Consider the following 23,830-nt stretch of genomic DNA (forward strand, 5'->3'; position numbering starts at 1 on the left):
TAAAATCGCCTCCCAAATCACGTGGACCGAACCCGGTAGGCTATTCCATCGGGACCGGGAACGACCAGCCATGCCCAGTCTGACCGATACCTACGTCGAGAACCGCGTCATCGTCAACCCGAACGACGCGAACAACCTCGGCGCGGCCCACGGGGGCAACGTGATGAAGTGGATGGACGAGGTCGCCGCGATGGCCGCGATGCGCTTCGCCGGCGAGATCTGCGTCACGGCGCGGATGGACCAGACGAACTTCCGCCGCCCCATCCCGCAGGCCGACATCGCACTGGTCAGGGCGTACGTCTTCGACGCCGGCCGGACGAGCGTCAAGACCCGCGTCCAGGTGTTCCGGGAGGACCCACACACCGCCGAGACGGAGCTGACCACGGAGTCGTACATGGTCTTCGTCGCCATCGACGAGGACGACGAGCCGACGCCGGTCCCCGAGCTGACCGTCGACACGGAGCGCGGCCAGGAGCTGTACGACGCCGCGGTCGACGGCGAGGAGTAGCTCAGTCCAGGCTCGCCCGCACGCAGAGGAACACCGGGTACCGCGACTCCTTCTCGTAGCGCTCGGGGAGCTGCTCCCGAAACCCATCCGTCGGCCGTGGTTCGACCACGGTTTCCAGCTGGAAGCCGCTTTCCAGCAGCGGGTTCACGACCGCCGAGAACGGCCGACGGTAGTACGGCACCGGCACGTCCCACTCCTTGGTCAGCCGCTCGACCGCGAAGTAGTTCTCCGCGTCGGCCGGCTCGCCGCCCTCGTCGAGCGGGAACTGGTCGAGCGGGTGGCCCGTCGAGAACACCACGAAGCCACCGGGTCGAAGGATTCGGGCGAACTCGGCGAACAGCCGCTCCCAGTCCTCGACGTAGCCGAGGGCGAGCGCGCTGACGATGCCGTCGAAGGAGTCGTCATCGAGGTCGAGGGGGTCGGCGAGGTCGCCCTGCCGGAGCTCGGCCCGGTCGCCGACGGCGTCGCGGGCGTGAGCGAGCATCTCCTCGCTTGCGTCGACGCCGACGACCTCGGCTCCCCGGTCGAGGAGGTACTCGGTGTAGACGCCGGTGCCACAGCCCGCGTCGAGGATTCGCTTCCCGTCCACGTCCGGGATCATCGACGACGTGGCGGGGAACTCCAGGTGAGCGTTGTAGGCGTTCGAGCGCACGTCCTCGGCGTACGAGTCCGCCAGTTCGTCGTACGCGTCTCTGGCGATGGGGTCGTCGTCGGGAACCATGGAGTACCGTCGTACCGGGTCCGCGTCGAAAATTCTTGCGGAACGTCGCGACCGGAGTGTCCCCGCCGGCGTCACACGACTACTGGAGCGTCAGCGTCTCCGCCGCGGGATCGACCCGGACCTCGCCGCCGATGGGGAGCGGGCAGGTCGGGTAGGTGTGGCCGAACTCGCAGTCCATCACGACCGGCGCGTCCGGGTTGTACGTCCCGATGACGGACTCGACGACCTGCCGGTGCTGGTCGCGGAACTCCGCACGTTCGTGGGCCGGGGTGTCGCCCGCTGGCGTGTGGTTCCGGGCCGTCGCCCGACCGACGAGCACGGCGTCGAACCGTTCGAGGTAGCCCGCCTCCCCGAGCGCCTGGAGCCAGCCCTTGACGATACCGGGGTGGGGGAGCGCCTCGCTGGTCTCCAGCGCGAGCACGCAGCCCTCCAGCTCTTCGGGCTCGGGCAGCCACTCGTCGTGGATGAACCACTGGTCGAGCACCTCGAAGCAGCCGCCCCAGATGCGACCCTCGGCAGGTTCCTCCGCACCGACCCAGGTACGGCCGTCCGATGGCTCGATGTCGCGGTGGTAGTCGAGGCTCCGGGGGTCCTCCCAGTCGCCGGGCTGGTCCGTGAAGCAGTCGGCCGGCTCCCACTCGCCGATCGACTCCTCGAACAGCGCGCGACCGATGTACTCGACCGAGTAGTCGAACATCTCGCCGTCCATCGCGTACTCCAGCAGCGTGGACCCGCCGTAGTACGAGACGATGCCCTGGTTCCAGAGGTAGCACGCGAGGTTCGTGTTGTCCGACCAGCCGTAGAACCGGGTCGGGTTCTCGCGGAGGACCTCGGGGTCGAGGTGGGGGAGGATTCGAAGCTGGTCGTTCCCGCCGATGTTGGCGACGACCGCCGAGACGTCGGGGTCCGCGAACGCGTCCATCACGTCCTGTGCGCGCTCCTCGGGGTGGTCGGCGAGCCACTCCGGGTCCTTCGTCGCGGTGGGATACTCGACGGGTACGAGGTCGAAGGTCTCACGCATCCGTTCGAGCCCGAGCTCGTAGACGTGCGAGAGCTCGGGCGGTGCGTTCGACGCCGGTGCGACCACGGCCACCGAGTCTCCTCGTTCGACGGGCGGCGGCGTGACGAACTCCTGCATGGCTGGTCCGACGAAAGCCGGGCGAAAAAGGGTTCGGTGCGTCTGTGAGACGGTCGCAGGGTCAGCCGAGGTCGGCGCGCTCGAACCGCCAGTAGCCCAGCGCGAGCGGGACGACGATCCAGAACGCGAGGATGACGAACATGAACTCGGGCTGGAGGTAGAACGGGTCGGTGGCCGCAGCGCCCCCCTGGCCGCCGGTGATGCGGTCGGGGAAGACGAGCGAGAGCGCGTTGAAGTACGAGCCGGTCGGGCTCAGCACCCAGACGAGGTCCTTGAAGTTCTGCGAGACGCTGGTGCCGAGCTTGTCCGCGAGGAACTCGATGACCGTCGCCGGCTGGATGGGCAGGAAGTTCCAGAACACGTTGAGCACGAACCACGAGCCGATGGCCGCCCCCATCGCACGGGACCGGGTGCTCGTCGCGGCCGAGATGCCGACCGCGATGGCGACGTAGCTCAGCGCGTAGACGAGCGTGATGGCGACGAAGCCGACGTAGTCGACGAACTCGACCGTCGGGAAGTAGTACATCGCCATCGCGAGGCCGACGAGGAACGCGAAGACGATGGCGGCGACCACGATGGCCGACCGCGCGATGAACTTCCCGAGCACCACGTCACGGCGGCTGTTCGGGTACGAGAGCAGGAACTTCAGGTTCCCGGACTCGCGCTCGCCGGCGACCGACAGGTACGCGGCGACCAGCGCTACCAGCGGAATGATGAGGACGGCGATACCCGCCATCGAGAACAGCGCGTTGTATATCTCGCTGTTCGGGTTCGAGCCGGTGCCCCAGAACGAGAGCACGGCAAAGAGCGTGTACAGCAGGCCGACGCCCCAGACGAGCTTCGCCCGGCGCACGTCGAGGAAGTCCTTCTTGACGACCGCCTGGAGGCTCATCGGGCCACCTCCTGGGGGTGCTTCCGGTCCTCGGCGAGCTCGCGGGCGTCCTCGTCGAGGCCGTCGCGGCCGCCGCCGGTGTACTTGTTGAACAGCTCCTCCAGCGAGGTCTCGGTGGCGACGACGTTCGTGATGGTCGTCGTGCGGTCGACGTGCCGGATGACGTTCATCTTCGCTGTGCCGTTGCGACAGTAGGCGCGGATCTCGTCGCCGTCCACCTCGACGTCGCTCACGTCGTCCATCACCTGCAGGCCGAGGTCGTCGGGCACCGTCTCGACGGTGAGTTCGACCTCGCCGGCGTCGCCGGAGCGCTCGCGCAGGTTGTCGATGGTGTCGACCGTGACGAGCTCACCCTTGCTCATGATGCCGACGCGGTCACAGACCGCCTCGACCTCGCTCAGGATGTGCGAGGAGAAGAAGACGGTCGTGCCGTCGGCGGCCTCGTCGCGGAGGAGTTCGCGCATGTGCTGGATGCCGTTCGGGTCCAGCCCGGAGGAGGGCTCGTCGAGGATGATGAGGTCCGGGTCGCCGACGAGTGCCATCCCGAGCGCGAGGCGCTGGGACATCCCGGTCGAGAAGCCGCCGGCCTTCCGGTCGGCCTCCTCGCTGAGGCCGACGCGTTCGAGCACGTCCATCGGCTCGTCCGCTGCGTCCTTCATCTCGACGCAGAGTTCGAGGTGCTCGCGGGCGGTGATCCGGTCGTACAGTTCGAGACCTTCGGGGAGGACGCCGACGCGCTTGCGTATCTCGGCGATCTCCTCCTGGGCGTCGAAGCCGAGGACGGTCGCCGAGCCGCTGGAGGGACGGTGGAAGTCGAGCAACATGTTGATGGTCGTCGACTTGCCGGCACCGTTCGGGCCGAGGAAGCCGAATATCTCCCCCTCCCGGACCGTGAGGTCCAGCTCGTCGACGGCGAGGACGTCGCCGAATCGTTTCGTCAGGGCGTTCGTTTCGATAGCTGCCATCGTGTTCGCTTCGTCTCCCTCGCGCGTTGTATAAACGTTGGTTCGGCTTCAGGAGCAGAAAGTTTGGACCTTTTTATAAGGGGACGCGCAGAAAACCCGACTCGATGAGTGATGAGGTGCTCGTGGACGTCGCGGGGCTGCTCGAGGACGAGTACGCCCGGGAGATCCTCATCAACACGAGCTCCGAACCCATGTCCGCGACGGAGCTGGCGGAGCGCTGCGACGCGTCTCCCCCGACCATCTACCGGCGCATCGACCGGCTCCGCGAGCACGACCTCGTCGAGTCCGAACAGGAACTCGACCCCGACGGCCACCACTACGAGGTGTTCGTCGCCAACCTCCAGCGGGTGACCATCGAGCTCGGGGACGACGGCTTCGAGGTAGATATCGAGCGACAGACCGACCCGGCGGACCGGTTCACCAGCCTGTTCGAGGAGTTGAGATAGATGCAAGGCGTCACCACCACCGGCGGGCCGACGGTACTCGTCCTGGCGCTGTTCGTCGGCGTCTTCGCCTCGATCGCGCTGGCGAGCGTCATCGCCTATCGGGCCTACCGCGGCTACCAGCGCACCCACAGCACCCGTCTCCTCGCGCTCAGCGCCGGGCTGTTCACCCTCGTCGCGGTTCCGAAGGTGCTGAACCTCGCGCTGTCGACGCTCCGGTACCCGGCCGACACGACGAGCACGGTCGCCGCGACGGCGCGTCTCGCGGGTCTCTGCATCGTGCTGTACGCCATCTACGCGGGTGACTGACCATGACCGGACCAACCACAGCCACGAACGAACGCCACGACGGCCGCCAGCCGGAGGTGTCGCGCTGATGGACCCGCTCCTCGTGCGCGCGGCGGTCGCGGCCGTCGGCGTCGTCGTCAGCCTGCTCGTCGTCTACCAGGCGTACCGTGGCTACCTCCGGAACGGGAGTCGCGCGATGCGCGCACTCGCCGTCGGCATCGCGCTGCTGGGCACCGTGCACTTCCTGCTGCTCCTGCCCGGTGGCACCTCGCCGGAGCTCGACATCGGGCTCTCCATCCTCCGACAGCTGGTCGACGTCGTGGGTCTCGCCGTCGTGTTCTACGCGCTGACCCGGGCCTGAGGACGCATCGCCGCCACGACCCCGACGAGAACACGGTGCGGACGCCCGTCCGTTCACTGCGCTCTACTGGGACTTCCTGGAGCGCCACGGGGACCGGCCCCGGGCGTCGGGGCGGATGGGGCTCGTCTACCACCTCCTCGATAACAAGAACACGGACCTGCACCCTTATCGGCGGGCATCGCGTACCTCCCGGCATGGGACTTGACGTCGACGCGCCTGCCTCGCCCGAACTCGAGTGGGTCGACCCGAACGAGTACGAGGACGCCTCGGTCGCGGCCGACGCGGATTACCGCCGGGAGGAGCTGGAGGAGTTCCTGCACGACGGCGCGTGGGACCGAGCGTTCAACGAGTGGGCCGAGCACGCCGACATGACCGAGGAGGTGTTTCGAATCGCCGGGGAGATGGAGCTGTTCGCGGAGTTCGACTTCTTCTGGGACGACTTCGCGGACCGCGTCGGCTACCACGCGCCGGGCGTCCCCGAGGACTGGAAGGAGCGGACGTACCACCCCGACCTCGACTCGTGGGGCACCGTCTCCGCCATCAACGCAGGTCTGACAGAGCTCGGACAGGTGGTCTGTGACGTGCTGAAGGAGGAGTACATCGACTGGGAGGCCGACTACGAGCCACCCGAGGACCTGCCGGACTTCTGACTCACTGGTCGACGCCGACCCGTCGGACCACCCGCCGGGCGACGAAGCCCGTGGACAGGGACGCACCGAAGTACCACGCCAGCCACAGCTTGACCGGTCCGAGCACGGTCGCGGTCCACGACAGCTGGCCGACCAGCGGGACGAACACCATCGCCGGTGCGATACCGGCGGCGGGTGCGAGGAACACCCAGCGCAGCCAGAGGAACGTCGGAATCGTGACCAGCATGCTCCAGACGAGCGGCCGGACGTTCGCCTTCAGCATCGCGAGCATCGTCCGGTTCAGTTCCAGCTGCTCGTCGTCGAGGTCCTCGACCGACAGGTCGTCCGCCTCGCGCGCCTCGCGCAGTCGCGTCTGGAGCTCCTCGATGCGCTCCTGGAGCTGTTCGACCCGTTCGGAGTCGCGTAGCTTCGCCTGGAGGAGCGCCGTGAACACGCCGTTCGTCCCCGCGAGCAGCAGGAGCAGCGCGGAGAACGGGAGGACGACCGAGAGCGGGGCGAGCACGGCCGACCAGACGGTCGCGACCACGGTCTGTATCGGCGAGAGGACGTAGCCGGTCGCGAGCACCAGCGCGAGGAGTCCGGCGACGCTGTCCGCTGTCGACCAGCCACCATCGCCAGTTGTGTCCATGCACTGACTTGACTGTCGCCGTATCTAAATCTTCCCCGAGAGGTCTCTCGGGTCGGCCCCGGGGGCGAGTGCGGCTCACGCGGAGCCGCCAGAACGGAATCGGGTGGTGCTGGCCGTGCTGGGGGCTGCCGTGCAAGGATCTGTACTACTCCCGTGAGACGGCGACGTTGCGGACCTCGCCGTCACAGAGCGGGCTGTCGCAGGTCGCGTCCGCCGAGTCGAATCGTGCGCCACAGCGGACGCACTCGTACTCGGCGTGGGTCGGTGTGTATGGGTCTGTTCGCACCATCGTGTTAGTATGGTACACACCCACACAATTAAGCGTTATCCTGTAACAAGCGTATACTTCGAAAATCCATCCATACTCCTTAAACACATCCTAGTCATCGAACTGGACGGATGTCCATTTACTCAGTCCCGGGTCGCGACGACGAGCATCGTCTCGGGGCGTTCGGTCGCAGCCGTCACCGTGAAGCCGGCGGCCTCGTGCTGGGCCACCGCGTCCTCGGCGTCGAAGCGTTCGTCCCGCGACGGGCCGGACTCCCCCAGTCCGTTCGCGGTCCAGTCCACGGTGACGAGTCGACCCCCCTCGCCGAGCACCCGGTGTAGCTCGTCGAGCGCGCCGTCGCCGGCGAACTCGTGGTACGTCATCGTCGAGAACGCGGCGTCCAGAGCGCCGTCCCCGAGCGGCAGGTCGTCGATCGGTGCCGTCACCGCCTCGACGTTCCCGGGCATCCCCTTCTCGCGGTACAGCTCGTGCATCTCGGCCTGGACGTCCACCGCGTACATCCTGGCGGCGAACGGGGCCACATCGTCGGTGTAGAAGCCGGTACCGGAGCCGAGGTCGGCGACGGACTCGCTCCCGTCGAGGGCGAGGGCGGCGACCAGCTCCTCCCGCGAGCAGTAGCGGTAGCGGGAGGGGTCCTCCAGTGCGTCGGCGCGGTCGATGGGGAAGGTGTGGAATCCCATGCAAGCAGTTGACGCCGCACCGTTGTAGCGGTGGTGGATGGCGGGTGGTGGCATGGGACACGGAGTTTCAAGTGGCTCGCCCGACTCCGCCTACCAATGGTCGACATCCACGACGACCCCATCGAACTCGCCGACTCCCGTCACGAGCGGTGGGTCGAACGGTACGAGGCCGAGCGCGGCCGGGTGCGTGACGCGCTCGCCGCGGCTGGCCTCGCGGACAGCGTCGTTCGCGTCGAGCACGTCGGCTCGACCGCGGTCCCCGACCTCGCCGCGAAGGACATCGTCGACCTCGACGTCGTCGTCGCCGACGGCGCGGTCCGCGAGGTGGCGACGGCCATCGTCGGCCGGGTCGGCGGCACGCGCTACGACAACCACGACGGCTGGAACGTCGTACCCCGCCACCACGAGGGCCAGCGGTTCAACGTCCACGTCTTCGCCGAGTCGGACGACGGCTGGAAGGTCAGCGTCGCCACGCGGGACGTGCTCCGCGAACGCGACGACCTGCGTGCCGAGTACGAGTCGGTGAAGCGCCGACTCGCCGGGGAGACCGACGACCTCGGCGACTACTCGCGCGGAAAGACGACGCTCGTCGAGACGCTGCTCGACGACGCGAGAAACGGCGACTACGACTTCGCGTTCGCGGTGCCCGAGACGGTCTGAGGCGGCTCCCGGCGGCGCTTTCTACCGCAGTTCCGGCGCGACCTCGCTGCCGAGGCGCTCGATGCACTCCGCCATCGTCTCCGTGCCGATGCCGGGATGGTAGGTCCTGAAGATGACGTGGACGTCGTCGCCGAGCGCGTCGCGGTAGCGTTCCAGGTCGGAGACGACCTGCTCGGGGGTGCCGAAGATGGCCTGCTTCTTCAGCTCTTCCTTGCGCTCTTCGGGGAGCTCGTCGACGGGCTCGCCGGAGAATATCTCGGCGTAGCGCCGCTGGATGTAGAAGTAGCCGGGCTTCATCGTCTCCCACGCCTCCTCGCGGGAGTCGCCGACGAAGCCGTGCCGGATGACGTAGAAGTCGAAGTCGCCGTCGATGTCCTCCTCCTCGCGGACGTTCTTGATGTCCTCGATGCGCTTCTTCAGACCCCCGATGGAGAGCTTCGAGGGCGCACACCACGCGTCGGCGGTCCGGGCGGCACGGCGCACCGCCGGCTTCGCCCCGCCGCCGAGCATGATCGGCACGTCGTTGTCGACGGGCTTCGGCGTCACCGACACGTCCGGGTCGATGTCGTGGAACTCGGCGTCGTAGTCGAGCGGCCCCTCGGACCAGGCCGCTCGGAGGAGCTTCACCTGGTCGGAGAGGCGCTCGACGCGCTCGTCCTGTGGCACGCCGAAGGCCTCGAACTCGCCCGGGTTGGAGCCGATGGCCAGCCCGAGCGTCGTCCGGTCGTGCGAGATGTGGTCGAGCGTTGCGGTGTCCTCCGCGAGGCGGACGCCGTCGTACAGCGGCGCGAGCGCGATACAGGTGCCGAGTTCTATCTGCTCGGTCTGCGCGGCGATGGCCGAAAGCGACGGCATCGTCCCCGGGAGGTACTCGTCCTCGGTGAAGTGGTGTTCGGACACCCAGATGCTGTCGAGGCCCGCGTCGTCGGCGGTCCGCGAGAGCTCGAGCATCTCGTCGTAGATCTCGGTCGTCGAGCGGTCGTCGTCGGGTCGGCGCTGGCAGGTGAACAGTCCCGTACCGAGTTTCATGCCTGTTGAATTCCCTCGGCGACGTGAAAACGGTTCGGCAATCGGCAGCGGGATTCCGTGGTTCAGGTGTGTGAAAACGTATCGCGACCGAACCCACCGGCCTACTTGTCCCCCGGAATCCAATCCCCGCACATGACCGACGCCGCCTTCGAGCGACGCACCCGCGACTGCCAGCAGCGACTCCGGGACGGCGCGGGCGACCTCGCCGTGCTGTTCCCGAGCCGGAACCTCTTCTACGCGACCGGTTTCGACGAGGAGCCCCAGGAACGGCATCTGTTCCTGTTCGTCCCGAGCGAGGGCGACCCCGTCTTCCTCGTCCCCGACCTCTACGGCTCGCAGGTCCGGGCCGAGAGCTGGGTCGAGGACGTACGGACGTGGAGCGACGGTGACGACCCTGTCGCTGCAGTCGAACACGTGGTCGCCGACCTCGCAGTCCCCGCCGACGGCCACGTCCTCGTCGACGACACGATGTGGGCGCTGTTCACGCAGGACCTCGAAGCCGCGCTGCCCGACGCGAGGTTCGGGCTCGCCAGCGCGGTGTTCGACGATCTCCGGGTCCGGAAGGACGAGGCCGAACTCGACTGCCTGCGCCGGGCCGGCGAACTCGCGGACGAGGTGAGCGTCGCCGTCCGGAACCTCGGCGAGGACGTCGTCGGCTGGACCGAGAGCGAACTCGCCGCCGAGATCGAGTCGCGACTCCTCTCCAGTGGGGACGCCCTCGCGTTCGACGTCATCGCCGGCTCGGGGCCGAACGGGGCGATGCCCCACCACACCCACGGTGACCGCGAGATTCGTCGGGGCGACCCGGTCGTACTGGACTTCGGCGCGTACGTCGACGGCTACCCGGGCGACCAGACCCGGACCGTCGTGTTCGCCGGCGAGCCCCCCGAGGGGTTCGAGCAGGTCCACGACACCGTCCGGGACGCACTGGAGGCCGGTGTCGCGGCGGTCGAACCGGGTATCACGGCCGAGTCCGTCGACCGCGCCGCCCGGGCGGTCATCGAGGACGCGGGCTACGGGGAGGCGTTCGTCCACCGGACCGGCCACGGCGTCGGCCTCGACGTGCACGAACCGCCGTACATCGTCGAGGGCAACGAGACCGAACTCGAACCGGGGATGGTGTTCTCGGTCGAACCGGGCGTCTACATCGAGGACGAGTTCGGCGTCCGTATCGAGGACCTCGTCGTCGTCACCGCGGACGGCTGCGAGCGGCTGAACGACTCGCCGCGGGGCTGGCGCGCCGGCGACGCCTCGTAGTCGCGTCCGGCTCGGGGGAACAGTAATGCCCCACGGTCGCGTCATATGCTACCATGAACTTCCGCCACGCGACAACGGACGACGTTCCGGAGATCATCGACGTCGCGGAGCGGTCCTGGGAGCACGACTACCCGGCCATCCTGACCCGCGAGACTGCACGCGAGGCGGTCGCGGAGTGGTACGACGCCGACCGGCTGGAGCTCGACGCCGTCACCGCCGACACGGCGCTCATCGTCGCCATCGACGAGGACGCCGACGAGGAGCGTGCCGGGCCGGTCATCGGGTTCCTCCACGGGGTCGTCGACGACGACACCGGAACCCTGCTCCGTGTGTACGTCGACCCAGACTACCGTGGCGAGGGGACTGGTCGCGAGCTCGTCGAGTACGCCACCGACGACTTCGAGACGCGGGGCGTCGAGCGCGTCGAGGCGATGGTGCTCGCGGAGAACGAGCCGGGCAACGAGTTCTACCGGTCACTCGGTTTCGAGCTCGTCCAGCGTGCGACGACGGCCATCGGCGGCGAGCCGCACGACGAGAACATCTACCTGAAGCTGCTGTAGTCAGTCCGCGAGCAGGGTGGCTTCGACGACGCGCTCGACCTCGCGCCTGACCGCGTCGGTGTCGACGCCGTCGGCCGTCGCACGCCGGAAGAGCCCACCCAACATCAGCGTGAGCAACAGCTCCGCCGTCTCCTCCGGGTCGACCTCCCGGAAGGCCCCGTCCTCGATGCCGTCCCGAATGATGCTGGCGAGACGCGCCTGCAGGTTCTCGTCGATAGTGGTGAACCGACGCCGGTAGGTCTCGTCGTGGACGGCCTGAGTTCGGAGCTCGACGAACGGCTCGCCCGACCCCGGTTCGAACTCGCCGGGCGTCGGGGGGACGACCTCCCCGGTCGCTCCGAACAGGGCGAAGTCGAGGTGGACCCAGAGGTCCGCCTCCGGGTCCTCGCCGAACGAATCGTCGAGTGGGCCCACGAAGCGGTCGAGCATATAGTCGAGGAAGGACACCAGCATGTCGTCCTTGTCGTCGAAGAAGTGGTAGACAGAGGACTTGCTGAGGTCGGCCTCGTCGGCGATGCGCCCGATGGAGAGTCCGGCGTAGCCGTGGCTGTCGAGCACCCGGAGACACGCGACCATGATCCGCTCGCGTGTGTCCATCGACTCGCCGTCGCGCGCCTGGTCCATGTGCCACCGGTATTCGTGGGGGACCGATACGTGTTGCGACGCGCAGAGCCGAAAGAGCTATTAGCGACCGAACGTTCGTTCGGCACATGGTTACCGAACGTTCGTTCAGTAAGTCCGCTTCGGGACACCGGCGGTGTCCCAGATGACCGACGGGAACCGCATCACCGCAATCCTCACCGACCGCAGTCGCGCAGTCGTCGCGGTCCTGCTCGTCCTGACCGCCCTCGTCGGAGCCGGCGTCCCGATGGTCGAACAGGAGACGTCGCTCGACCAGTTCCAGGGCGACACCGCCGAATCGGCCGCTCAGGACTACGTCGACGCCAACTTCTCGACCGACGGCGAGGGAGCCGTGACACAGATAATCGTCACCGACCCGGACGGTGACGTGCTCGACCGCGGGTCGTTGCTGGCCACCCTCGACTACCAGCAGACAGTGGTCGCGAACCAGACGGTTCAGGGGTCGCTCGCCGAGAACGAGACCGGTCGCAGCATCGCATCGGCCGTCGGCACCCGCGCGGTCGTCGAGGAACGCGCGGCGAGCCTCGCCGCACGGGAGACCGAGCTGAACCGGACCGCCGACGCGCTGGAACGGTCGCTCCTGACACTCGAATCCAACCCCAACGTGAGCGTGGAGACCGCCTTCGAGTCTGTCGAAGCGAACACCTCGGTCGCGCTCGACACCGTCGACTATCGCACGTTCGAGAACTCGGCACGGACGCTACGGGACGAGTCGACGAACGCGACGTCCCGAGAGCGGGCCCTCCGGAACGGCTCCGTGGGCCTGCTCGAAACCGAGTACGACGCTCTCGCCACGGACTACGCGGCGCTCTCTGAGCTCGACCCCTCGCTCTCCCGCCAGCAGACGGCGCTCGCGGACCTGAACGAGACTGAGCTGGAGTCGCTGCTCGCCGTCGTGCTCGGCGGCGGCAGCGGCGACGACGGAGCCGCCGGCGGGCGGTCGCTCGCCCTGCTCCCGACGGGCTTCGAACCCGGTGCGACCGAGGCGAACGCGACGCTCGTGCTGTTCCACCAGGCAGTCGAGGGTGGAGGGCCAGCCGCGGGGTCCGCACCGGACTCGCTCGTCGACGCGGAGCTCGCGATGGAACGTCTCGCAGACGACGCCGAGGCATCGTATCTCGTCTTCGGAAGCGGCATCGTCGCCGAGGAGACCACCGACTCGATGGTCGACAGCATCCTCCTCGTCGGGCCGCTCGCGGCCCTGTTCGTCGTCGTCGTGCTCGCGTTCGCCTACCGTGACCTGCTCGACATCCTGCTCGGGATCGCCGGCGTCGGGACCGTCCTCGTCTGGACGTTCGGCGTGATGGGCTGGGTCGGCATCGACTTCAACCAGCCGTTCATCATCGTCGTCGTCCTGCTCATCGGGCTCTCCATCGACTACGCGATCCACCTGGTGATGCGCTACCGCGAGGAGCGCGCCGGCGGTGTCGACCCCCGACCCGCCATGCGGACAGCCCTCGGGAGCGTCGGTGTCGCTCTCCTGTTCGTCACCGTCACGACGGCCATCGGGTTCCTCGCGAACGTCGCCAGCCCCCTCTCGGTGTTCCGGCAGATCGGCGTCGTGAGCGCCATCGGCATCGTCTCGGCGCTGGTCGTCTTCGGCGGGCTCGTCCCCGCGGTCAAGCTCGAACTCGACGAGTGGCTGCTGTCTCGTGGCAACCGGCGCGACCAGCCCGCCCTCGGCTCCGAGGGCAGTCCGCTCGGACGCACGCTGGCGGTCGGGGCCACGCTCGCCCGCCGCGCACCGGTCGCCGTCCTCGTCGTCGCGGTCCTCCTCAGCACGGCCGGTGCGTACGGGGCGACGCAGGTCGACACCAGCTTCAGTGAGTCCGACTTCCTCGCCGAGGACCCCGACCAGTGGCTCAAGGACCTCCCCGAACCGTTCGCGCCCGGCGACTACAGTGCCAAGCGCGGGATGGACACGCTCAACGACCGCTTCGTCCGGCAGGACACCGAGGCGACCGTCCTCGTCCGGGGCGACGTTGCCGACCCCGAGACGCTGGACCGCCTCGCCGACGCCGAGGCGGACGCTGCCGGTCGCTCGACGACCCAGACCTACGCCGGCGGCGAGACCGCCATCACCAGCCCGCTCACCGTGATGGAGTCGGTCGCCGCGGAGAACGAGTCCTTCGCCGCGACCCTGCACGAGAGCGACACCGACGACGACGGCACCCCCGACGAGAACGTGTCGGCCGTGTTCGACGCGCTCCACCGGTCCGCGCCCGACGAGGCCGCGCAGGTGCTCCAGCGTACCGACGACGGCGAGTACGTCGCCGCACGCATGGTCGTCTCCGTCGACGGCAGCGCCTCGGGCAGCGCGGTCACCGAGGACGTGCGCGAGGTCGCAGCGACGGTCGAGGGCGACAGCGTGACGGCGACGGCGACCGGCCAGGTCGTCATCAACGCCGTCACCGCCGACCAGCTGCTCGAGACCGTCATGGAGGGGCTCGTCGTCGCGCTCGTCGTCGTGTTCCTCTTCCTCTCGCTCGTCTACCGCGTCAGCGAGGGCAGCGCGTCGCTCGGCGCTGTCACGGTCGTCCCCGTCGCGTTCACCGTGACCTGGATACTCGGCTCGATGGCGCTGCTCGGCGTCCCGTTCAACATCGTCACCGGGCTGATAACCAGCCTGACGATCGGACTCGGCGTCGACTACAGCATCCACGTCAGCGAGCGGTTCAACCAGGAGCTGGCGGCGACCGGCTCGGTCGATGCGGCGCTCGTCGAGAGCGTCACCGGCACCGGCGGCGCGCTGTTCTCCTCGGCCGCGACGACGGCGAGCGGATTCGGCGTGCTCACCGTCTCGCTGCTGCCGTTCCTCCAGTCGTTCGGGGTCATCACCGCGCTCACCATCGTCTTCTCGTTCCTCGCGAGCGTGTTCGTGCTCCCGAGCCTGCTGGCGCTGTGGGCGCGCTGGGGCGGCCAAGGGAACCTCGACGCGACCGCCGAGTTCCCGTTCGGCCCGGAGACGGACGACCCGGCGATGCCGGCGGACGGACCGGGAACCGACGAGACGGAGCCGACAGCCGGCGACGGCCTCTCGGCGACCAGAACCATCCCGGACCCGCTGACGACGGCACACGCCGACTCCGAGGTCTCCGTCGTCATCGCCGGAGCGGTGGGCCGCGTGCGGCTGCGGGAAGCCGTGCCGGGACCGTACGAGGTGACGGCGGTGTCGCCGGAACCAGTGGAACTGGTCGAACGAACGGACGGGTTCTACGCGCTCTGGGACGCTGGAGAGCACGACCAGTCGCTCCGAATCAGCTACGAGACGAGACATCCAGCCGATGCACGGGACGGCGACACCGTCACCGTCGACGGCGAGGTCGCGACCGAGGCCGGCAGTCGACCCGTCGGTGGCGACGCCGAACTCGTCCACGTCGACGACGTGTTCCAGCGCGTCCTCGAACGCGGCGAGGCCTGGGACGAGGACGTCCAGGCCGCCGCGGACCGGCTGTCCGCGGGCGAGATGACGGAGCGGGAGTTCGAGCGCGTCTGTCGGGTGTGGCTCGGGCGCGAGCGGACCGGCGGGTCGAACCGAGCGGTGCCGGTGTCCGAGGACTGACCGGGGTTCAGGCCAGTCGAGGTACCCGGTGGTCCGCCGTCTCGTTCGACGAGGACACGAAGCCGATACCCACGGCTGTCGTGGTTCAGTACCATGCAGTTCCGCAGAACCGTCTGGGCGTCGGTGGTGACGAAACAGCCGCCGAGCAACGCGCTACCGGCACCACCAGCCGTTGCGAGGACCGCTCGTCGTTGCAGACCGTCCGTCAGCTGCGATTGGAGGGCGCGGCGGTGGTTCGGCTCAGTAGTCGATGGCCGTGATCTCCTCGACGGGCCACTGGCTCAGTATCTCGACGCCGTCCTCGCGGACGACGACCATCTCCTCGACGCGGACGCCCTGGCGGTCCGCGGGCTCCATCGTCTCGACGGCCATCGTCATCCCCTCCTCGATCTCGATGGGGTGGTCCGGGGAGAGGCCACGCCAGATGAGCGGCACCTCGTAGAGCTGGAGGCCCAGCCCGTGTGCCCAGTGGTTCGTCGTCATCTGCCAGTGGTCGGTCGCGCCGTACCAGTCGGCGTGCTCGCCCTCCATGTCGGGGAAGCCCTTGCAGATCTCGTCGGTGGTCGCGCCCGGCTCGATGCGGTCGAGCACGTCGTAGAGGTTGTCCACCGCGGTCTCGTAGGCGTCCTGCTGGGCCTGCGTCGGCTCGCCCAGGGAGAACGTCCGGTAGTAGCACGACCGGTAGCCGAGGTAGCCGATGTTGTAGAAGTCGGCGTAGACGATGTCGCCCGGGCGCATCATCCGGTCGGTCGTGTTCGCCTGATGCTTCGGCCAGGTGTTCGGGCCGGACGTGACGTAGCCGCCCTGGGCCATCGCGCCGTGACGCCAGATCTCACGGACCGCGTCGCCCCAGACCTCGGACTCGCGCTTGCCCGGCGCGGCGTTCTCGACGATCTGCTGGAAGCCCGCCTCGCAGATGGCCGCGACCATGCGCAGGCACTCGATCTCGTCGTCCGTCTTTATCTTCCGGGCGTCGTGCATCAGGTCGACGCACTCCTTCGTGCGAACGTCGACGCCGTCGTTCTCGAACGCGTCGATGAGCCCCATGTTGCCCACGTCGAGGCCCATCGGCTCCTTGTGGACGCCGTACTCCTCCATCGCCTCGTAGACGAGGTCGGCCATCTTCTGCTTGAGCCAGCTGCGGGCGGAGTCGCGGCCGGACGCCCGCGGGACGTTGCCGAGACCGGGGCAGGCGTAGCGGATGTCGTCGAGCCACGGACAGTTGAACCGCTGGTTGCTCGCGTGGTCCGCCGTGTCCCAGTGGACGATGTCGCCGTCCTCCGTGAGCAAGGTGTAGTGGTCCGCGCCGGAGCCGCCGGTCATCGCCAGCCCGGTGACGTAGCGGATGTTCGGGTCCGACACGAGCAGCATCGACCCCATCTCGGAGTCCTCCAGGCGCGCGAGCGCCTTCGCGTAGCGTTCCTCGCGGAGCCGCTTCACGTCGATGCGCTCCTCCCAGTCGACCGCCTGGGTTCCCCGCGTTCCCTCCATGAACGTGCGTTCGTACATGGACCATGCTACCGCCAGTAGGCATATCAAACTACGGGCGCTCCCCGGTCCCTGCTGGCACTTCTCATGGTCGCCGGCAGCTTGACGGACTGGAAACCTTTTCGGGTTCGACGACCTGTACTCTGTATGATTTCACAGCTGACCAGCATCGCCCTCCAGTCCGGGTTCGACCCCGACCCGAGCGGCCTCGACGTAGCCGTCAACCTCGGCGGGTCGGCCGTCTCGGCGTTCCTGACGACGCTCGTCGTCGGAGCGATCATGGTCGCACTCGCACCCGACTACACGAGGCGGATGATGAACGCGGTCCGCGAGGACGCCGTCGGCTCGTTCGTCTACGGGCTCGTCCTGCTCCTCGGGCTCGTCGTCGCCATCGTCCTGCTTGCCGTCACCATCATCGGCATCGTGCTCGCCATCCCCCTCGCCCTCGTCGCGAGCCTCGTCTGGGCGGTCGGCGCGGCCATCGGCTACCTCGCCATCGCGGAGCGACTCGTGAAGCCCGAGCCCGACGAGTGGCTCGGACCGCTCCTCGTCGCCGCCGGGCTCAACGGTCTGCTCGTGCTGACCGGCATCGGTGGCATCGTCTCCTTCTGCATCGGTGCGGCCGGCTTCGGCGCGGTGCTTCGGGACTGGCTGGACTAGCCGGAACGCCTGCCGGCACCCGAATTGGTTTGTCGCCGTCGCACGTGTGTCCCGACCACATGACCCACGACGTGCCCATCCGGGTCGACCACGTCGGCATCGCCGTCGAATCGGTCGCCGACGCCGAACCGGTGCTGCTCGCGCTCGGCTGCGAGAAGCTGAACGACGAGACCGTCGAGGACCGCTTCCGCTGGGTGTACTACCGGCTCGGCGACGCCTCACGGGTCGAGCTCATCGAGCCCATCGAGGACGACAGCTTCCTCACGAGGTTCCTGACCGAGAACGGGCCGGGACTGCACCACATCACGCTCGAGGTGGCGGATCTCGACACCGTCGCGGACTCGCTCGAGGCCGAGGGGCTGCGGGTCGTCGACCGCGCCGAGTTCGACACCTGGACGGAGGCGTTCGTCTCGCCCGCGAACCCGACGGGGACCCTGTTCCAGCTGATGGAGTACCACGAGGACTACCCCGAGGGACGGGATCCGCCCGAGGAGCTGTTCGTCAACGGCGGCCGCGTCGAGGAGGTGGCGGTCCATGAGTGACGAGACGGAGACCGGTGGCGACGACGGTGCCGAGGAGGTGCCAGCGGAGGTCCGCGAGCGCATCGAGTCCGACCCGTTCTGCGAGAAGCTGGGTATCGAGCTCGTGGACCTCGGCCCGGGGACGGCCACGCTGGAGCTGACCGTCACCGAGGACATGCTGAACTTCCACGGGACGCCACACGGCGGGGCTGTGTACTCGCTCGCGGACGCTGCCTTCGCCGCCGCCTCGAACTCACACGGCACGACGGCCGTCGCACTGGAGACCAACATGAGCTACCTCGACGCCGTCGATGTCGGCGACACGCTCCGCGCCGAGGCCCGAGAGACCCACATGGCGGGCCGGACCGCGGAGTACCAGATACCCGTCACGGACGACGGCGACCGGGTCGCAACGTTCCGGGGCCGCGTCTACCGGTTCGTGGACTGAGGCCGTCGTCTCCCGGCGGCCGCTCTACTCCACGACGACCGCCTCCGCTTCTACCTCGACCAGCATCGCGTCGTCGACGAACCCCGCGACCTCGACCATCGTCGACGCCGGGCGGACATCCGCGAAGAACTCGCCGTGTGCGCTGCCGACCTGCTCCCAGTCGCTGGCGTCGGCGACGAACATCCGTGTCCGGACCACGTCCGAGAGCGATGCGTCCGCGTCTTCGAGTGCGGACTCGACGTTCCGGAACGCCTGCATCGTCTGGGCGTACGGGTCGCCCTCGCCGACGACCTCGCCGTCTTCGTCGGTCGCCGTCGTCCCCGAGACGACGACGCGGTCACCGACGCGGACCGCCCGCGAGTAGCCGACCGTCGATTCCCACTCGGTGCCGGAGGAGACGTGTGTGCGACGCATGCCTCTCCCGACGGGTGATGACGACAAGAAGGTACGTGCCGCGGGCGGTCGTCCGCAGACGGTCCCTACAGCGGTGTGGAGTCGGTCACTCCTCGCGGTGTCCCCGGGAACGGAGACCGGGGCGGGGGAGGGTTTATTCCTCCCTGTGGTCGAAGACGCGCTTGACCTTCCCGACCTCCGTGCGCTCGATGACGCCCGGGCCGACGACCTCGACCTCGTCGGGCTTCACGTCGAGGACGTCCTGCAGCCGGCTCTCGATGTCCCGTTCGAGCTCCTCGTGGGTCCCGTCGTAGGACTCGTCGTGCTCGACGGTGAGCTCCATCGTGTCGAGGGTGCCCTCGCGGTAGAGGTCGATGCGGTAGTACGGGGCCACGTCGACCATGTCGACCATGACCTCCTCGATCTGGCTCGGGTAGACGTTGACGCCACGGATGATGAGCAGGTCGTCCGCCCGGCCGGTGACGTTGTCCATGCGGACGATGGTGCGACCGCACTCGCACTCCTCGTAGTTCAGGCGGGTCATGTCGCCGGTGCGGTAGCGGATCATCGGGAACGCCTGCTTCGTGAGCGACGTGATGACGAGCTCTCCCTCCTCGCCCTCGTCGAGCACCTCGCCGGTCGTCGGGTCGACGATCTCCGGGTAGAAGTGGTCCTCCCAGAGGTGGAGCCCGTCCTGTGCCTCCTCGCACTCGATGGAGACGCCCGGGCCGATGATCTCGGAGAGCCCGTACACGTCGACGGCGGTCACGTCGAGGGCCTCCTCGATCTCCTCGCGCATCGGGTCGGTGAACGGCTCGGCGCCGATGACGACGCGCTCCAGCGGGAGGTCCTGGATGTCGACGCCATTCTCCTCGGCGTACTCGGCGAGGTAGAGGCAGTACGACGGCGTACAGGAGAGCACGTCGGACTCCATGTCCTGCAGCATGTCGAGCTGTCGGGCCGTGTTGCCGCCCCCGGTCGGGATGACGCAGGCACCGAGCTCCTCGACGCCGTCGTGGAAGCCCAGGCCGCCCGTGAACAGCCCGTAGCCGTAGGAGTTCTGGACCATGTCGCCCTCGCGGACGCCCGCGGCGTACAGCGACCGGGCCATGACCTCGTGCCAGACGTCGAGGTCGTCCTCGGTGTAGGCGACGATCTTCGGCTTGCCGGTCGTGCCGGAGGAGGCGTGGACGCGCCGGAGCTCGCTGTGGTCGACCGCGAACAGGCCGTCCGGGTAGTTGTCGCGGATGTCCTCCTTCGTGGTGAACGGGAGCTTCGAGATCTCGTCGACGCTGTCGATGTCCTCGGGGTCGACGCCCGCCGTCTCGAAGGCATCCCGGTACCACGGCACGTTCTCGTAGACGTGCTCGACGGTGTGCTGGAGGCGTTCGTTCTGCAGGTCTCTCAGTTCGTCGCGTGACGCGGTTTCGATGTCGTTGTATGTCATGTGTGGTGACTGTGAGCGTTCGGTGAGTCGTTTCGCGTGCTGTACCGTAACGATTTGGTGAGGGTCACATGCTGACGCCGAGGTGTCTGTCTCGAACCTCCTCGTCCGCATCCAGCTCCTCCGGCGTGCCCTCGTAGACGATGGTGCCCTTGTCGAGGATGTAGACGCGGTCCGCCAGCGCGGAGGCGACGGCCACGTTCTGCTCGACGAGCAGGACTGTGATGCCCTCCTCGTTGAGCTCCCTGACGAGGTCGGCGACGCGCTCGACGATGATGGGCGCGAGCCCCTCCGTCGGCTCGTCCAGCAGGAGCAGGTCCGCTCCGGCGACCAGCGCTCGCGCGATGGCGAGCATCTGCTGTTCGCCGCCGGAGAGGTCGGTCCCCCGGCTGTGCTTGCGCTCGCGGAGGTTCTCGAAGGCGTCGAGCTCCCAGATGTCCTCGACGCTGCGTCGATGGGCGGTGTCCGCGCCGCCGAACCGGCCCATCTTCAGGTTCTCCGTGACCGTGAGCCCAGGGAAGACGCGCCGTTCCTCCGGGACGAAGCCGATGCCGTCGCGCGCGACCGCCTCCGACGACGACTCCGTGATGTCCTCGCCCCGGAAGCGTATCTCGCCGGCGGTCGGCTGGACCACGCCGACGATGCTCCGGAGCGTCGTCGTCTTGCCGACGCCGTTGCGGCCGACGAGCGTGACGACCTCGCCCTCCTCGACGTCCATCGTGACGCCGGAGAGCACCTCCGTCTCGCCGTAGCCCCCGTGGACGTCGTCCAGTTCGAGCAGGCTCACAGCACACCACCGCCGAGGTAGGCCTGCTGGACCTGCTCGTTCTCGGCGACGGCCTCCGGTGGCCCGGTCGCCAGCTCTTCGCCGCGGTTCAGCACCGTGATGCGGTCGGACGCGTTCATGACGAGTTCGATGTCGTGTTCGATGAGCAGTACCGTCCGGTCGCCGAGCACGTCGCCGATGAGCTCCATCGTGTTGCGGGTCTCCTCGGCGCTCATGCCGGCGGTCGGCTCGTCCAGCATGACGAGCTGTGGGTCCGTCGCCAGCACGAGGCCGATCTCCAGCCGACGGCGGTCGCCGTAGGCCAGGGTGGACGCCCGCTCGCCGTCCCGGTCGCCGAGTTCGATGCGGGAGAGCACGTCGTCGGTCCGCCCGTTCAGGTCGTCGAACGAGTCCTTGTGACGGAACGCGTTGTCGACCGGCGAGCGGCCCTGGAGGACCGCCTGTGCGGCGAGTCTGACGTTCTCGCGCACGGTGAGCCCGCCGAAGACGTTCGTGATCTGGAACGATCGACCGATGCCCTTGTGGACGCGCTCGTGCGGACGCAGCCGGGAGACGTCCTCGCCGTCGAAGATGACTGATCCATCGCTCGGCAGCAGCGCGCCCGAGATGAGGTTGAACAGGGTCGTCTTCCCGGCACCGTTCGGGCCGATGATGCTCCGGAACTCGCCGCGCTCGACCTCGATGTCGAGGGAGTCCACGGCGACGAGCTCGCCGAAGCGACGGGTCAGTCCCTTCGTCTCCAGCACCACCTCGCCGCTCCCGAACGTCGGTGCGTCGTCGGTGGTCGCCATCAGTCCTTCACCTCCGTCGAGTCGTCCTCGGGCGGTGCGTCGGACTGAGCGGTCGTCCGTGCCTGCACCAGCGCCGGGATGGAGACGATGCCACGCGGGACGAACAGGACGAACAGGACGAACACGATGCCGAGCACGCCCTGCCACTGCTCGATACCGTTGCTGAGCAGCAGTTCCTCCAGCGAGAGGTAGCCCGCCGCCCCGACCATCGGGCCGTACAGCGTGCCCATGCCGCCGAGCAGGGTCATGACGATGACCTCGCCCGACAGCAGCCAGTCGAGGAAGCCGGGCGAGGCACGCCCGAGGTTCTGCGTCGCACGCAGCCCGCCGGCCAGCCCGGCGAGCGCGCCGCTGACGACGAACGCACGGCGCTTGTACATCGTCGTGTCGTAGCCGAGGAACGACGCGCGCTGTTCGGACTCGCGGATCGCCTGCAGGACGCTCCCGAACGGCGCGTCGATGAGCCGGCGGGAGACGAGGTAGGAGCCGACGACGAGCGCGACGATGACGTAGTAGTACAGGTGTATCTCGCCGAGCAGGGCGACGTCGCCGAACTCCGGCCCCGAGTCGAGCAGGTAGTAGAACCCGCCGGAGCCGATGCCGTCCTCGCCGTTGGTCAGCGGCGGAACCGTCGGGAGCCCGAGCGAGCTGATCGCCGGGTTGAACTGGCGGCGCAGGCTCGGCATCTTCAGCGCCAGGCTCGCGAACAGCTCGGCGAACGCGAGCGTGATCATCGCGAAGTAGACGCCGGAGACCCGGATCGAGAGGTAGCCGACGACCCAGGCGATGAGCGACGCGACGAGGATGCCGGCCAGCAGCGCCAGCCAGATCGATGGCACCAGGTACAGCGCGAACAGGACCGTCGCGTACGCCCCGAGCCCGTAGAACAGGACGTGCCCGAGCGAGACGAGGCCGGTGTAGCCCATCACGAGGTCCAGACTCAGCGCGAACAGCCCCCAGATGAGGATGTCCACGATGATGGTGTTCACGGCGTACGACCCGTAGAGCACGCCGATGCCGAGCGGGGCGATGGCGAGTAGCGCGACCACACCGCCCCCGATGAGTCTGCGTTGTCTGCCGCTCAGGACGCCGCTCCCGGCGGCGGTGAGCAGCTCACCCCCTTCGCCGGGGTCGTGCCACTCCGGGCTGCCGAACAGCCCCTGCGGCCGCACGAGCAGGACGCCGATCATCAGCAGGAAGACGACGAGTCCCTCCAGGAAGGGGACCTGCCACTGGACGAGCACCTGGACGACGCCGACGAGCAGACCGCCGACGACCGCGCCCCGGAAGCTCCCGAGGCCGCCGAGCACGACGACGATGAACGCCGGGATGATGACCGAGCCGCCCATGCCGGGGCCGACGGACTGCCGGCCGGCGAGGACGACCCCGCCGAACGCGGCGAGGAACGCGCCGAACGCGAACACGAGCGTGTAGTAGCGGTCGATGTCGATGCCGAGGTGACGGACCATGTCGCGGTCCATCGAGCCTGCACGGACGACGAGTCCGAACCGGGTCCGTTCGAGCATCAGCCACGCTCCACCGGCGACGACCGAGCCCATCAGGATGACGAAGTAGCTGTACAGTGTCTTCTGGAAGCCGAGTATCGAGATGGTTCCCGAGAGCACACCGGTGTCGATCGGTCTGAGCGGCTGTGTCCCCCACACCAGCTCGATGGCGTCGACGAAGATGAGCACGAGCCCGAACGTCAGCAGGATGTGGTACAGCGGGTCCCTGCCGTACAGCGGGCGGATGGTCAGTCGCTCGAGCGCCCCGCCGAGCACCGCGACCGCAAGCGGGGCCACCAGCAGCGCGATCCAGAAGTTGCCGATACCGGCGGTCGTGATTGCGACCCCAAGGTACGCACCCAGGGCCAGCAGCTCGCCGTGGGCGAAGTTGATGACGTCCATCACGCCGAAGATGATGGACAGGCCTGCCGCGAGGAGGACGTACACCATCCCGATCGTCAGCCCGTTGATGAGCTGATCGAGGAAGGCAGCCCCCGACACTGCTTGCAGCGCTACCATC

At 68.2% G+C, this 23,830-nt stretch carries 27 protein-coding genes; 12 read left to right on the plus strand and 15 right to left on the minus strand.

What is annotated here, in order from left to right:
• Positions 1 to 70 precede the first annotated feature (70 nt).
• Complete coding sequence (locus NOW55_RS05230) at positions 71 to 508, plus strand: acyl-CoA thioesterase (RefSeq protein WP_256399029.1); 438 nt, start codon at positions 71 to 73, stop codon at positions 506 to 508.
• A 1-nt stretch (position 509) separates the two neighbouring features.
• On the opposite strand, the gene NOW55_RS05235 is transcribed toward NOW55_RS05230, so the two are convergent.
• The 4 genes from NOW55_RS05235 to NOW55_RS05250 form a co-directional block, all read right to left on the minus strand.
• Positions 510 to 1,229 carry a class I SAM-dependent DNA methyltransferase gene (locus NOW55_RS05235; RefSeq protein WP_256399030.1) on the minus strand — a complete coding sequence of 240 codons (720 nt, stop codon included), beginning with the start codon at positions 1,227 to 1,229 and terminating at the stop codon, positions 510 to 512.
• 79 nt (positions 1,230 to 1,308) lie between these two features.
• The gene (locus NOW55_RS05240; RefSeq protein ID WP_256399031.1) at positions 1,309 to 2,367 is read right to left on the minus strand and encodes a S66 family peptidase; all 1,059 of its coding nucleotides are present in this window, start codon (positions 2,365 to 2,367) and stop codon (positions 1,309 to 1,311) included.
• A 61-nt stretch (positions 2,368 to 2,428) separates the two neighbouring features.
• Complete coding sequence (locus NOW55_RS05245) at positions 2,429 to 3,259, minus strand: ABC transporter permease (RefSeq protein WP_256399032.1); 831 nt, start codon at positions 3,257 to 3,259, stop codon at positions 2,429 to 2,431.
• On the minus strand, positions 3,256 to 4,224 hold the full coding sequence (locus NOW55_RS05250; RefSeq protein ID WP_256399033.1) for an ABC transporter ATP-binding protein: 969 nt from the start codon (positions 4,222 to 4,224) through the stop codon (positions 3,256 to 3,258). Before NOW55_RS05250 ends, NOW55_RS05245 begins: the two co-directional genes overlap by 4 nt.
• Positions 4,225 to 4,328: 104 nt before the next feature.
• On the opposite strand from NOW55_RS05250, the gene NOW55_RS05255 reads away from it, so the two are divergent.
• From NOW55_RS05255 to NOW55_RS05270, 4 genes are all read left to right on the plus strand, one after another.
• Entirely contained in the window at positions 4,329 to 4,670 is a 342-nt protein-coding gene (locus NOW55_RS05255) for an ArsR/SmtB family transcription factor (RefSeq protein ID WP_256399034.1), read from the plus strand.
• Positions 4,671 to 4,976 carry a DUF7521 family protein gene (locus NOW55_RS05260; RefSeq protein WP_256399035.1) on the plus strand — a complete coding sequence of 102 codons (306 nt, stop codon included), beginning with the start codon at positions 4,671 to 4,673 and terminating at the stop codon, positions 4,974 to 4,976.
• A 67-nt stretch (positions 4,977 to 5,043) separates the two neighbouring features.
• Positions 5,044 to 5,316: a DUF7521 family protein gene (locus NOW55_RS05265; protein ID WP_256399036.1), complete on the plus strand. Its 273-nt coding sequence runs from the start codon at positions 5,044 to 5,046 to the stop codon at positions 5,314 to 5,316.
• 194 nt (positions 5,317 to 5,510) lie between these two features.
• A complete protein-coding gene (locus NOW55_RS05270; RefSeq protein WP_256399037.1) occupies positions 5,511 to 5,966 on the plus strand; it encodes a DUF7992 family protein in 456 nt (151 codons plus the stop codon).
• Position 5,967: 1 nt separating this feature from the next.
• On the opposite strand, the gene NOW55_RS05275 is transcribed toward NOW55_RS05270, so the two are convergent.
• The 3 genes from NOW55_RS05275 to NOW55_RS05285 all read right to left on the minus strand — a co-directional run bounded on the left by NOW55_RS05275 (position 5,968) and on the right by NOW55_RS05285 (position 7,563).
• Positions 5,968 to 6,594, minus strand: a complete 627-nt coding sequence (locus NOW55_RS05275) for a DUF106 domain-containing protein (protein WP_256399038.1) — start codon at positions 6,592 to 6,594, stop codon at positions 5,968 to 5,970.
• A gap of 145 nt (positions 6,595 to 6,739) precedes the next feature.
• The gene (locus tag NOW55_RS05280; protein WP_256399039.1) at positions 6,740 to 6,883 is read right to left on the minus strand and encodes a rubrerythrin-like domain-containing protein; all 144 of its coding nucleotides are present in this window, start codon (positions 6,881 to 6,883) and stop codon (positions 6,740 to 6,742) included.
• Positions 6,884 to 7,005: 122 nt separating this feature from the next.
• Positions 7,006 to 7,563 (minus strand): class I SAM-dependent methyltransferase, encoded by a 558-nt coding sequence (locus tag NOW55_RS05285; protein WP_256399040.1) that lies wholly within the window; start codon positions 7,561 to 7,563, stop codon positions 7,006 to 7,008.
• Positions 7,564 to 7,659: 96 nt separating this feature from the next.
• Here NOW55_RS05285 and NOW55_RS05290 point away from each other — a divergent pair, with 96 nt between their 5' ends.
• Positions 7,660 to 8,223, plus strand: a complete 564-nt coding sequence (locus tag NOW55_RS05290) for a GrpB family protein (protein ID WP_256399041.1) — start codon at positions 7,660 to 7,662, stop codon at positions 8,221 to 8,223.
• A 21-nt stretch (positions 8,224 to 8,244) separates the two neighbouring features.
• On the opposite strand, the gene NOW55_RS05295 is transcribed toward NOW55_RS05290, so the two are convergent.
• The gene (locus NOW55_RS05295; RefSeq protein ID WP_256399042.1) at positions 8,245 to 9,252 is read right to left on the minus strand and encodes an LLM class flavin-dependent oxidoreductase; all 1,008 of its coding nucleotides are present in this window, start codon (positions 9,250 to 9,252) and stop codon (positions 8,245 to 8,247) included.
• A gap of 132 nt (positions 9,253 to 9,384) precedes the next feature.
• On the opposite strand from NOW55_RS05295, the gene NOW55_RS05300 reads away from it, so the two are divergent.
• Positions 9,385 to 10,509: a M24 family metallopeptidase gene (locus NOW55_RS05300; RefSeq protein ID WP_256399043.1), complete on the plus strand. Its 1,125-nt coding sequence runs from the start codon at positions 9,385 to 9,387 to the stop codon at positions 10,507 to 10,509.
• 53 nt (positions 10,510 to 10,562) lie between these two features.
• Complete coding sequence (locus NOW55_RS05305; protein ID WP_256399044.1) at positions 10,563 to 11,069, plus strand: GNAT family N-acetyltransferase; 507 nt, start codon at positions 10,563 to 10,565, stop codon at positions 11,067 to 11,069.
• On the opposite strand, the gene NOW55_RS05310 is transcribed toward NOW55_RS05305, so the two are convergent.
• Entirely contained in the window at positions 11,070 to 11,693 is a 624-nt protein-coding gene (locus tag NOW55_RS05310; protein ID WP_256399045.1) for a TetR/AcrR family transcriptional regulator, read from the minus strand.
• 142 nt (positions 11,694 to 11,835) lie between these two features.
• Between NOW55_RS05310 and NOW55_RS05315 the strand changes: the two genes are divergently transcribed.
• Positions 11,836 to 15,273 (plus strand): efflux RND transporter permease subunit, encoded by a 3,438-nt coding sequence (locus NOW55_RS05315; RefSeq protein ID WP_256399046.1) that lies wholly within the window; start codon positions 11,836 to 11,838, stop codon positions 15,271 to 15,273.
• 240 nt (positions 15,274 to 15,513) lie between these two features.
• Here the strand turns inward: NOW55_RS05315 and NOW55_RS05320 are convergent, their stop codons facing one another.
• On the minus strand, positions 15,514 to 16,782 hold the full coding sequence (locus NOW55_RS05320) for a M24 family metallopeptidase (RefSeq protein ID WP_256399047.1): 1,269 nt from the start codon (positions 16,780 to 16,782) through the stop codon (positions 15,514 to 15,516).
• 126 nt (positions 16,783 to 16,908) lie between these two features.
• Between NOW55_RS05320 and NOW55_RS05325 the strand changes: the two genes are divergently transcribed.
• The 3 genes from NOW55_RS05325 to paaI are packed head-to-tail and all read left to right on the plus strand — an operon-like array spanning position 16,909 to position 18,390.
• Complete coding sequence (locus NOW55_RS05325) at positions 16,909 to 17,421, plus strand: DUF8173 domain-containing protein (RefSeq protein WP_256399048.1); 513 nt, start codon at positions 16,909 to 16,911, stop codon at positions 17,419 to 17,421.
• Positions 17,422 to 17,480: 59 nt separating this feature from the next.
• Positions 17,481 to 17,963: a VOC family protein gene (locus NOW55_RS05330; RefSeq protein ID WP_256399049.1), complete on the plus strand. Its 483-nt coding sequence runs from the start codon at positions 17,481 to 17,483 to the stop codon at positions 17,961 to 17,963.
• Positions 17,956 to 18,390, plus strand: a complete 435-nt coding sequence (gene paaI / locus NOW55_RS05335) for a hydroxyphenylacetyl-CoA thioesterase PaaI (RefSeq protein ID WP_256399050.1) — start codon at positions 17,956 to 17,958, stop codon at positions 18,388 to 18,390. The genes NOW55_RS05330 and paaI overlap by 8 nt, the downstream gene beginning before the upstream one ends.
• Positions 18,391 to 18,414: 24 nt before the next feature.
• Here the strand turns inward: paaI and NOW55_RS05340 are convergent, their stop codons facing one another.
• From NOW55_RS05340 to NOW55_RS05360, 5 genes are all read right to left on the minus strand, one after another.
• Positions 18,415 to 18,804, minus strand: a complete 390-nt coding sequence (locus NOW55_RS05340; protein WP_256399051.1) for a RidA family protein — start codon at positions 18,802 to 18,804, stop codon at positions 18,415 to 18,417.
• A gap of 133 nt (positions 18,805 to 18,937) precedes the next feature.
• Positions 18,938 to 20,230, minus strand: a complete 1,293-nt coding sequence (gene paaK, locus NOW55_RS05345) for a phenylacetate--CoA ligase PaaK (RefSeq protein ID WP_256399052.1) — start codon at positions 20,228 to 20,230, stop codon at positions 18,938 to 18,940.
• Positions 20,231 to 20,294: 64 nt separating this feature from the next.
• Positions 20,295 to 21,014, minus strand: a complete 720-nt coding sequence (locus NOW55_RS05350) for an ABC transporter ATP-binding protein (protein WP_256399053.1) — start codon at positions 21,012 to 21,014, stop codon at positions 20,295 to 20,297.
• Positions 21,011 to 21,805, minus strand: coding sequence for an ABC transporter ATP-binding protein (locus NOW55_RS05355; RefSeq protein WP_256399054.1), 795 nt, complete (start codon positions 21,803 to 21,805; stop codon positions 21,011 to 21,013). Before NOW55_RS05355 ends, NOW55_RS05350 begins: the two co-directional genes overlap by 4 nt.
• Complete coding sequence (locus NOW55_RS05360; RefSeq protein WP_256399055.1) at positions 21,805 to 23,829, minus strand: ABC transporter permease; 2,025 nt, start codon at positions 23,827 to 23,829, stop codon at positions 21,805 to 21,807. The genes NOW55_RS05355 and NOW55_RS05360 overlap by 1 nt, the downstream gene beginning before the upstream one ends.
• Position 23,830: the final 1 nt, after the last annotated feature.

The organism is Haloarchaeobius litoreus (assembly GCF_024495425.1).
Taxonomy (GTDB): domain Archaea; phylum Halobacteriota; class Halobacteria; order Halobacteriales; family Natrialbaceae; genus Haloarchaeobius; species Haloarchaeobius litoreus.

Bases quoted from the DNA above. Each gene is read 5' to 3' on its own strand.
- NOW55_RS05270 (WP_256399037.1), top strand. From the start codon at position 5,511: ATGGGACTTGACGTCGACGCGCCTGCCTCGCCCGAACTCGAGTGGGTC.
- NOW55_RS05260 (WP_256399035.1), top strand. From the start codon at position 4,671: ATGCAAGGCGTCACCACCACCGGCGGGCCGACGGTACTCGTCCTGGCG.
- paaI (WP_256399050.1), top strand. From the start codon at position 17,956: ATGAGTGACGAGACGGAGACCGGTGGCGACGACGGTGCCGAGGAGGTG.
- NOW55_RS05245 (WP_256399032.1), bottom strand. From the start codon at position 3,259: ATGAGCCTCCAGGCGGTCGTCAAGAAGGACTTCCTCGACGTGCGCCGG.
- NOW55_RS05290 (WP_256399041.1), top strand. From the start codon at position 7,660: ATGGTCGACATCCACGACGACCCCATCGAACTCGCCGACTCCCGTCAC.
- NOW55_RS05310 (WP_256399045.1), bottom strand. From the start codon at position 11,693: ATGGACCAGGCGCGCGACGGCGAGTCGATGGACACACGCGAGCGGATC.
- NOW55_RS05320 (WP_256399047.1), bottom strand. From the start codon at position 16,782: ATGTACGAACGCACGTTCATGGAGGGAACGCGGGGAACCCAGGCGGTC.
- NOW55_RS05235 (WP_256399030.1), bottom strand. From the start codon at position 1,229: ATGGTTCCCGACGACGACCCCATCGCCAGAGACGCGTACGACGAACTG.
- NOW55_RS05250 (WP_256399033.1), bottom strand. From the start codon at position 4,224: ATGGCAGCTATCGAAACGAACGCCCTGACGAAACGATTCGGCGACGTC.
- NOW55_RS05325 (WP_256399048.1), top strand. From the start codon at position 16,909: ATGATTTCACAGCTGACCAGCATCGCCCTCCAGTCCGGGTTCGACCCC.
- NOW55_RS05240 (WP_256399031.1), bottom strand. From the start codon at position 2,367: ATGCAGGAGTTCGTCACGCCGCCGCCCGTCGAACGAGGAGACTCGGTG.
- NOW55_RS05280 (WP_256399039.1), bottom strand. From the start codon at position 6,883: ATGGTGCGAACAGACCCATACACACCGACCCACGCCGAGTACGAGTGC.
- NOW55_RS05265 (WP_256399036.1), top strand. From the start codon at position 5,044: ATGGACCCGCTCCTCGTGCGCGCGGCGGTCGCGGCCGTCGGCGTCGTC.
- NOW55_RS05230 (WP_256399029.1), top strand. From the start codon at position 71: ATGCCCAGTCTGACCGATACCTACGTCGAGAACCGCGTCATCGTCAAC.
- NOW55_RS05295 (WP_256399042.1), bottom strand. From the start codon at position 9,252: ATGAAACTCGGTACGGGACTGTTCACCTGCCAGCGCCGACCCGACGAC.
- paaK (WP_256399052.1), bottom strand. From the start codon at position 20,230: ATGACATACAACGACATCGAAACCGCGTCACGCGACGAACTGAGAGAC.
- NOW55_RS05315 (WP_256399046.1), top strand. From the start codon at position 11,836: ATGACCGACGGGAACCGCATCACCGCAATCCTCACCGACCGCAGTCGC.
- NOW55_RS05255 (WP_256399034.1), top strand. From the start codon at position 4,329: ATGAGTGATGAGGTGCTCGTGGACGTCGCGGGGCTGCTCGAGGACGAG.
- NOW55_RS05360 (WP_256399055.1), bottom strand. From the start codon at position 23,829: ATGGTAGCGCTGCAAGCAGTGTCGGGGGCTGCCTTCCTCGATCAGCTC.
- NOW55_RS05275 (WP_256399038.1), bottom strand. From the start codon at position 6,594: ATGGACACAACTGGCGATGGTGGCTGGTCGACAGCGGACAGCGTCGCC.
- NOW55_RS05340 (WP_256399051.1), bottom strand. From the start codon at position 18,804: ATGCGTCGCACACACGTCTCCTCCGGCACCGAGTGGGAATCGACGGTC.
- NOW55_RS05355 (WP_256399054.1), bottom strand. From the start codon at position 21,805: ATGGCGACCACCGACGACGCACCGACGTTCGGGAGCGGCGAGGTGGTG.
- NOW55_RS05300 (WP_256399043.1), top strand. From the start codon at position 9,385: ATGACCGACGCCGCCTTCGAGCGACGCACCCGCGACTGCCAGCAGCGA.
- NOW55_RS05285 (WP_256399040.1), bottom strand. From the start codon at position 7,563: ATGGGATTCCACACCTTCCCCATCGACCGCGCCGACGCACTGGAGGAC.
- NOW55_RS05305 (WP_256399044.1), top strand. From the start codon at position 10,563: ATGAACTTCCGCCACGCGACAACGGACGACGTTCCGGAGATCATCGAC.
- NOW55_RS05330 (WP_256399049.1), top strand. From the start codon at position 17,481: ATGACCCACGACGTGCCCATCCGGGTCGACCACGTCGGCATCGCCGTC.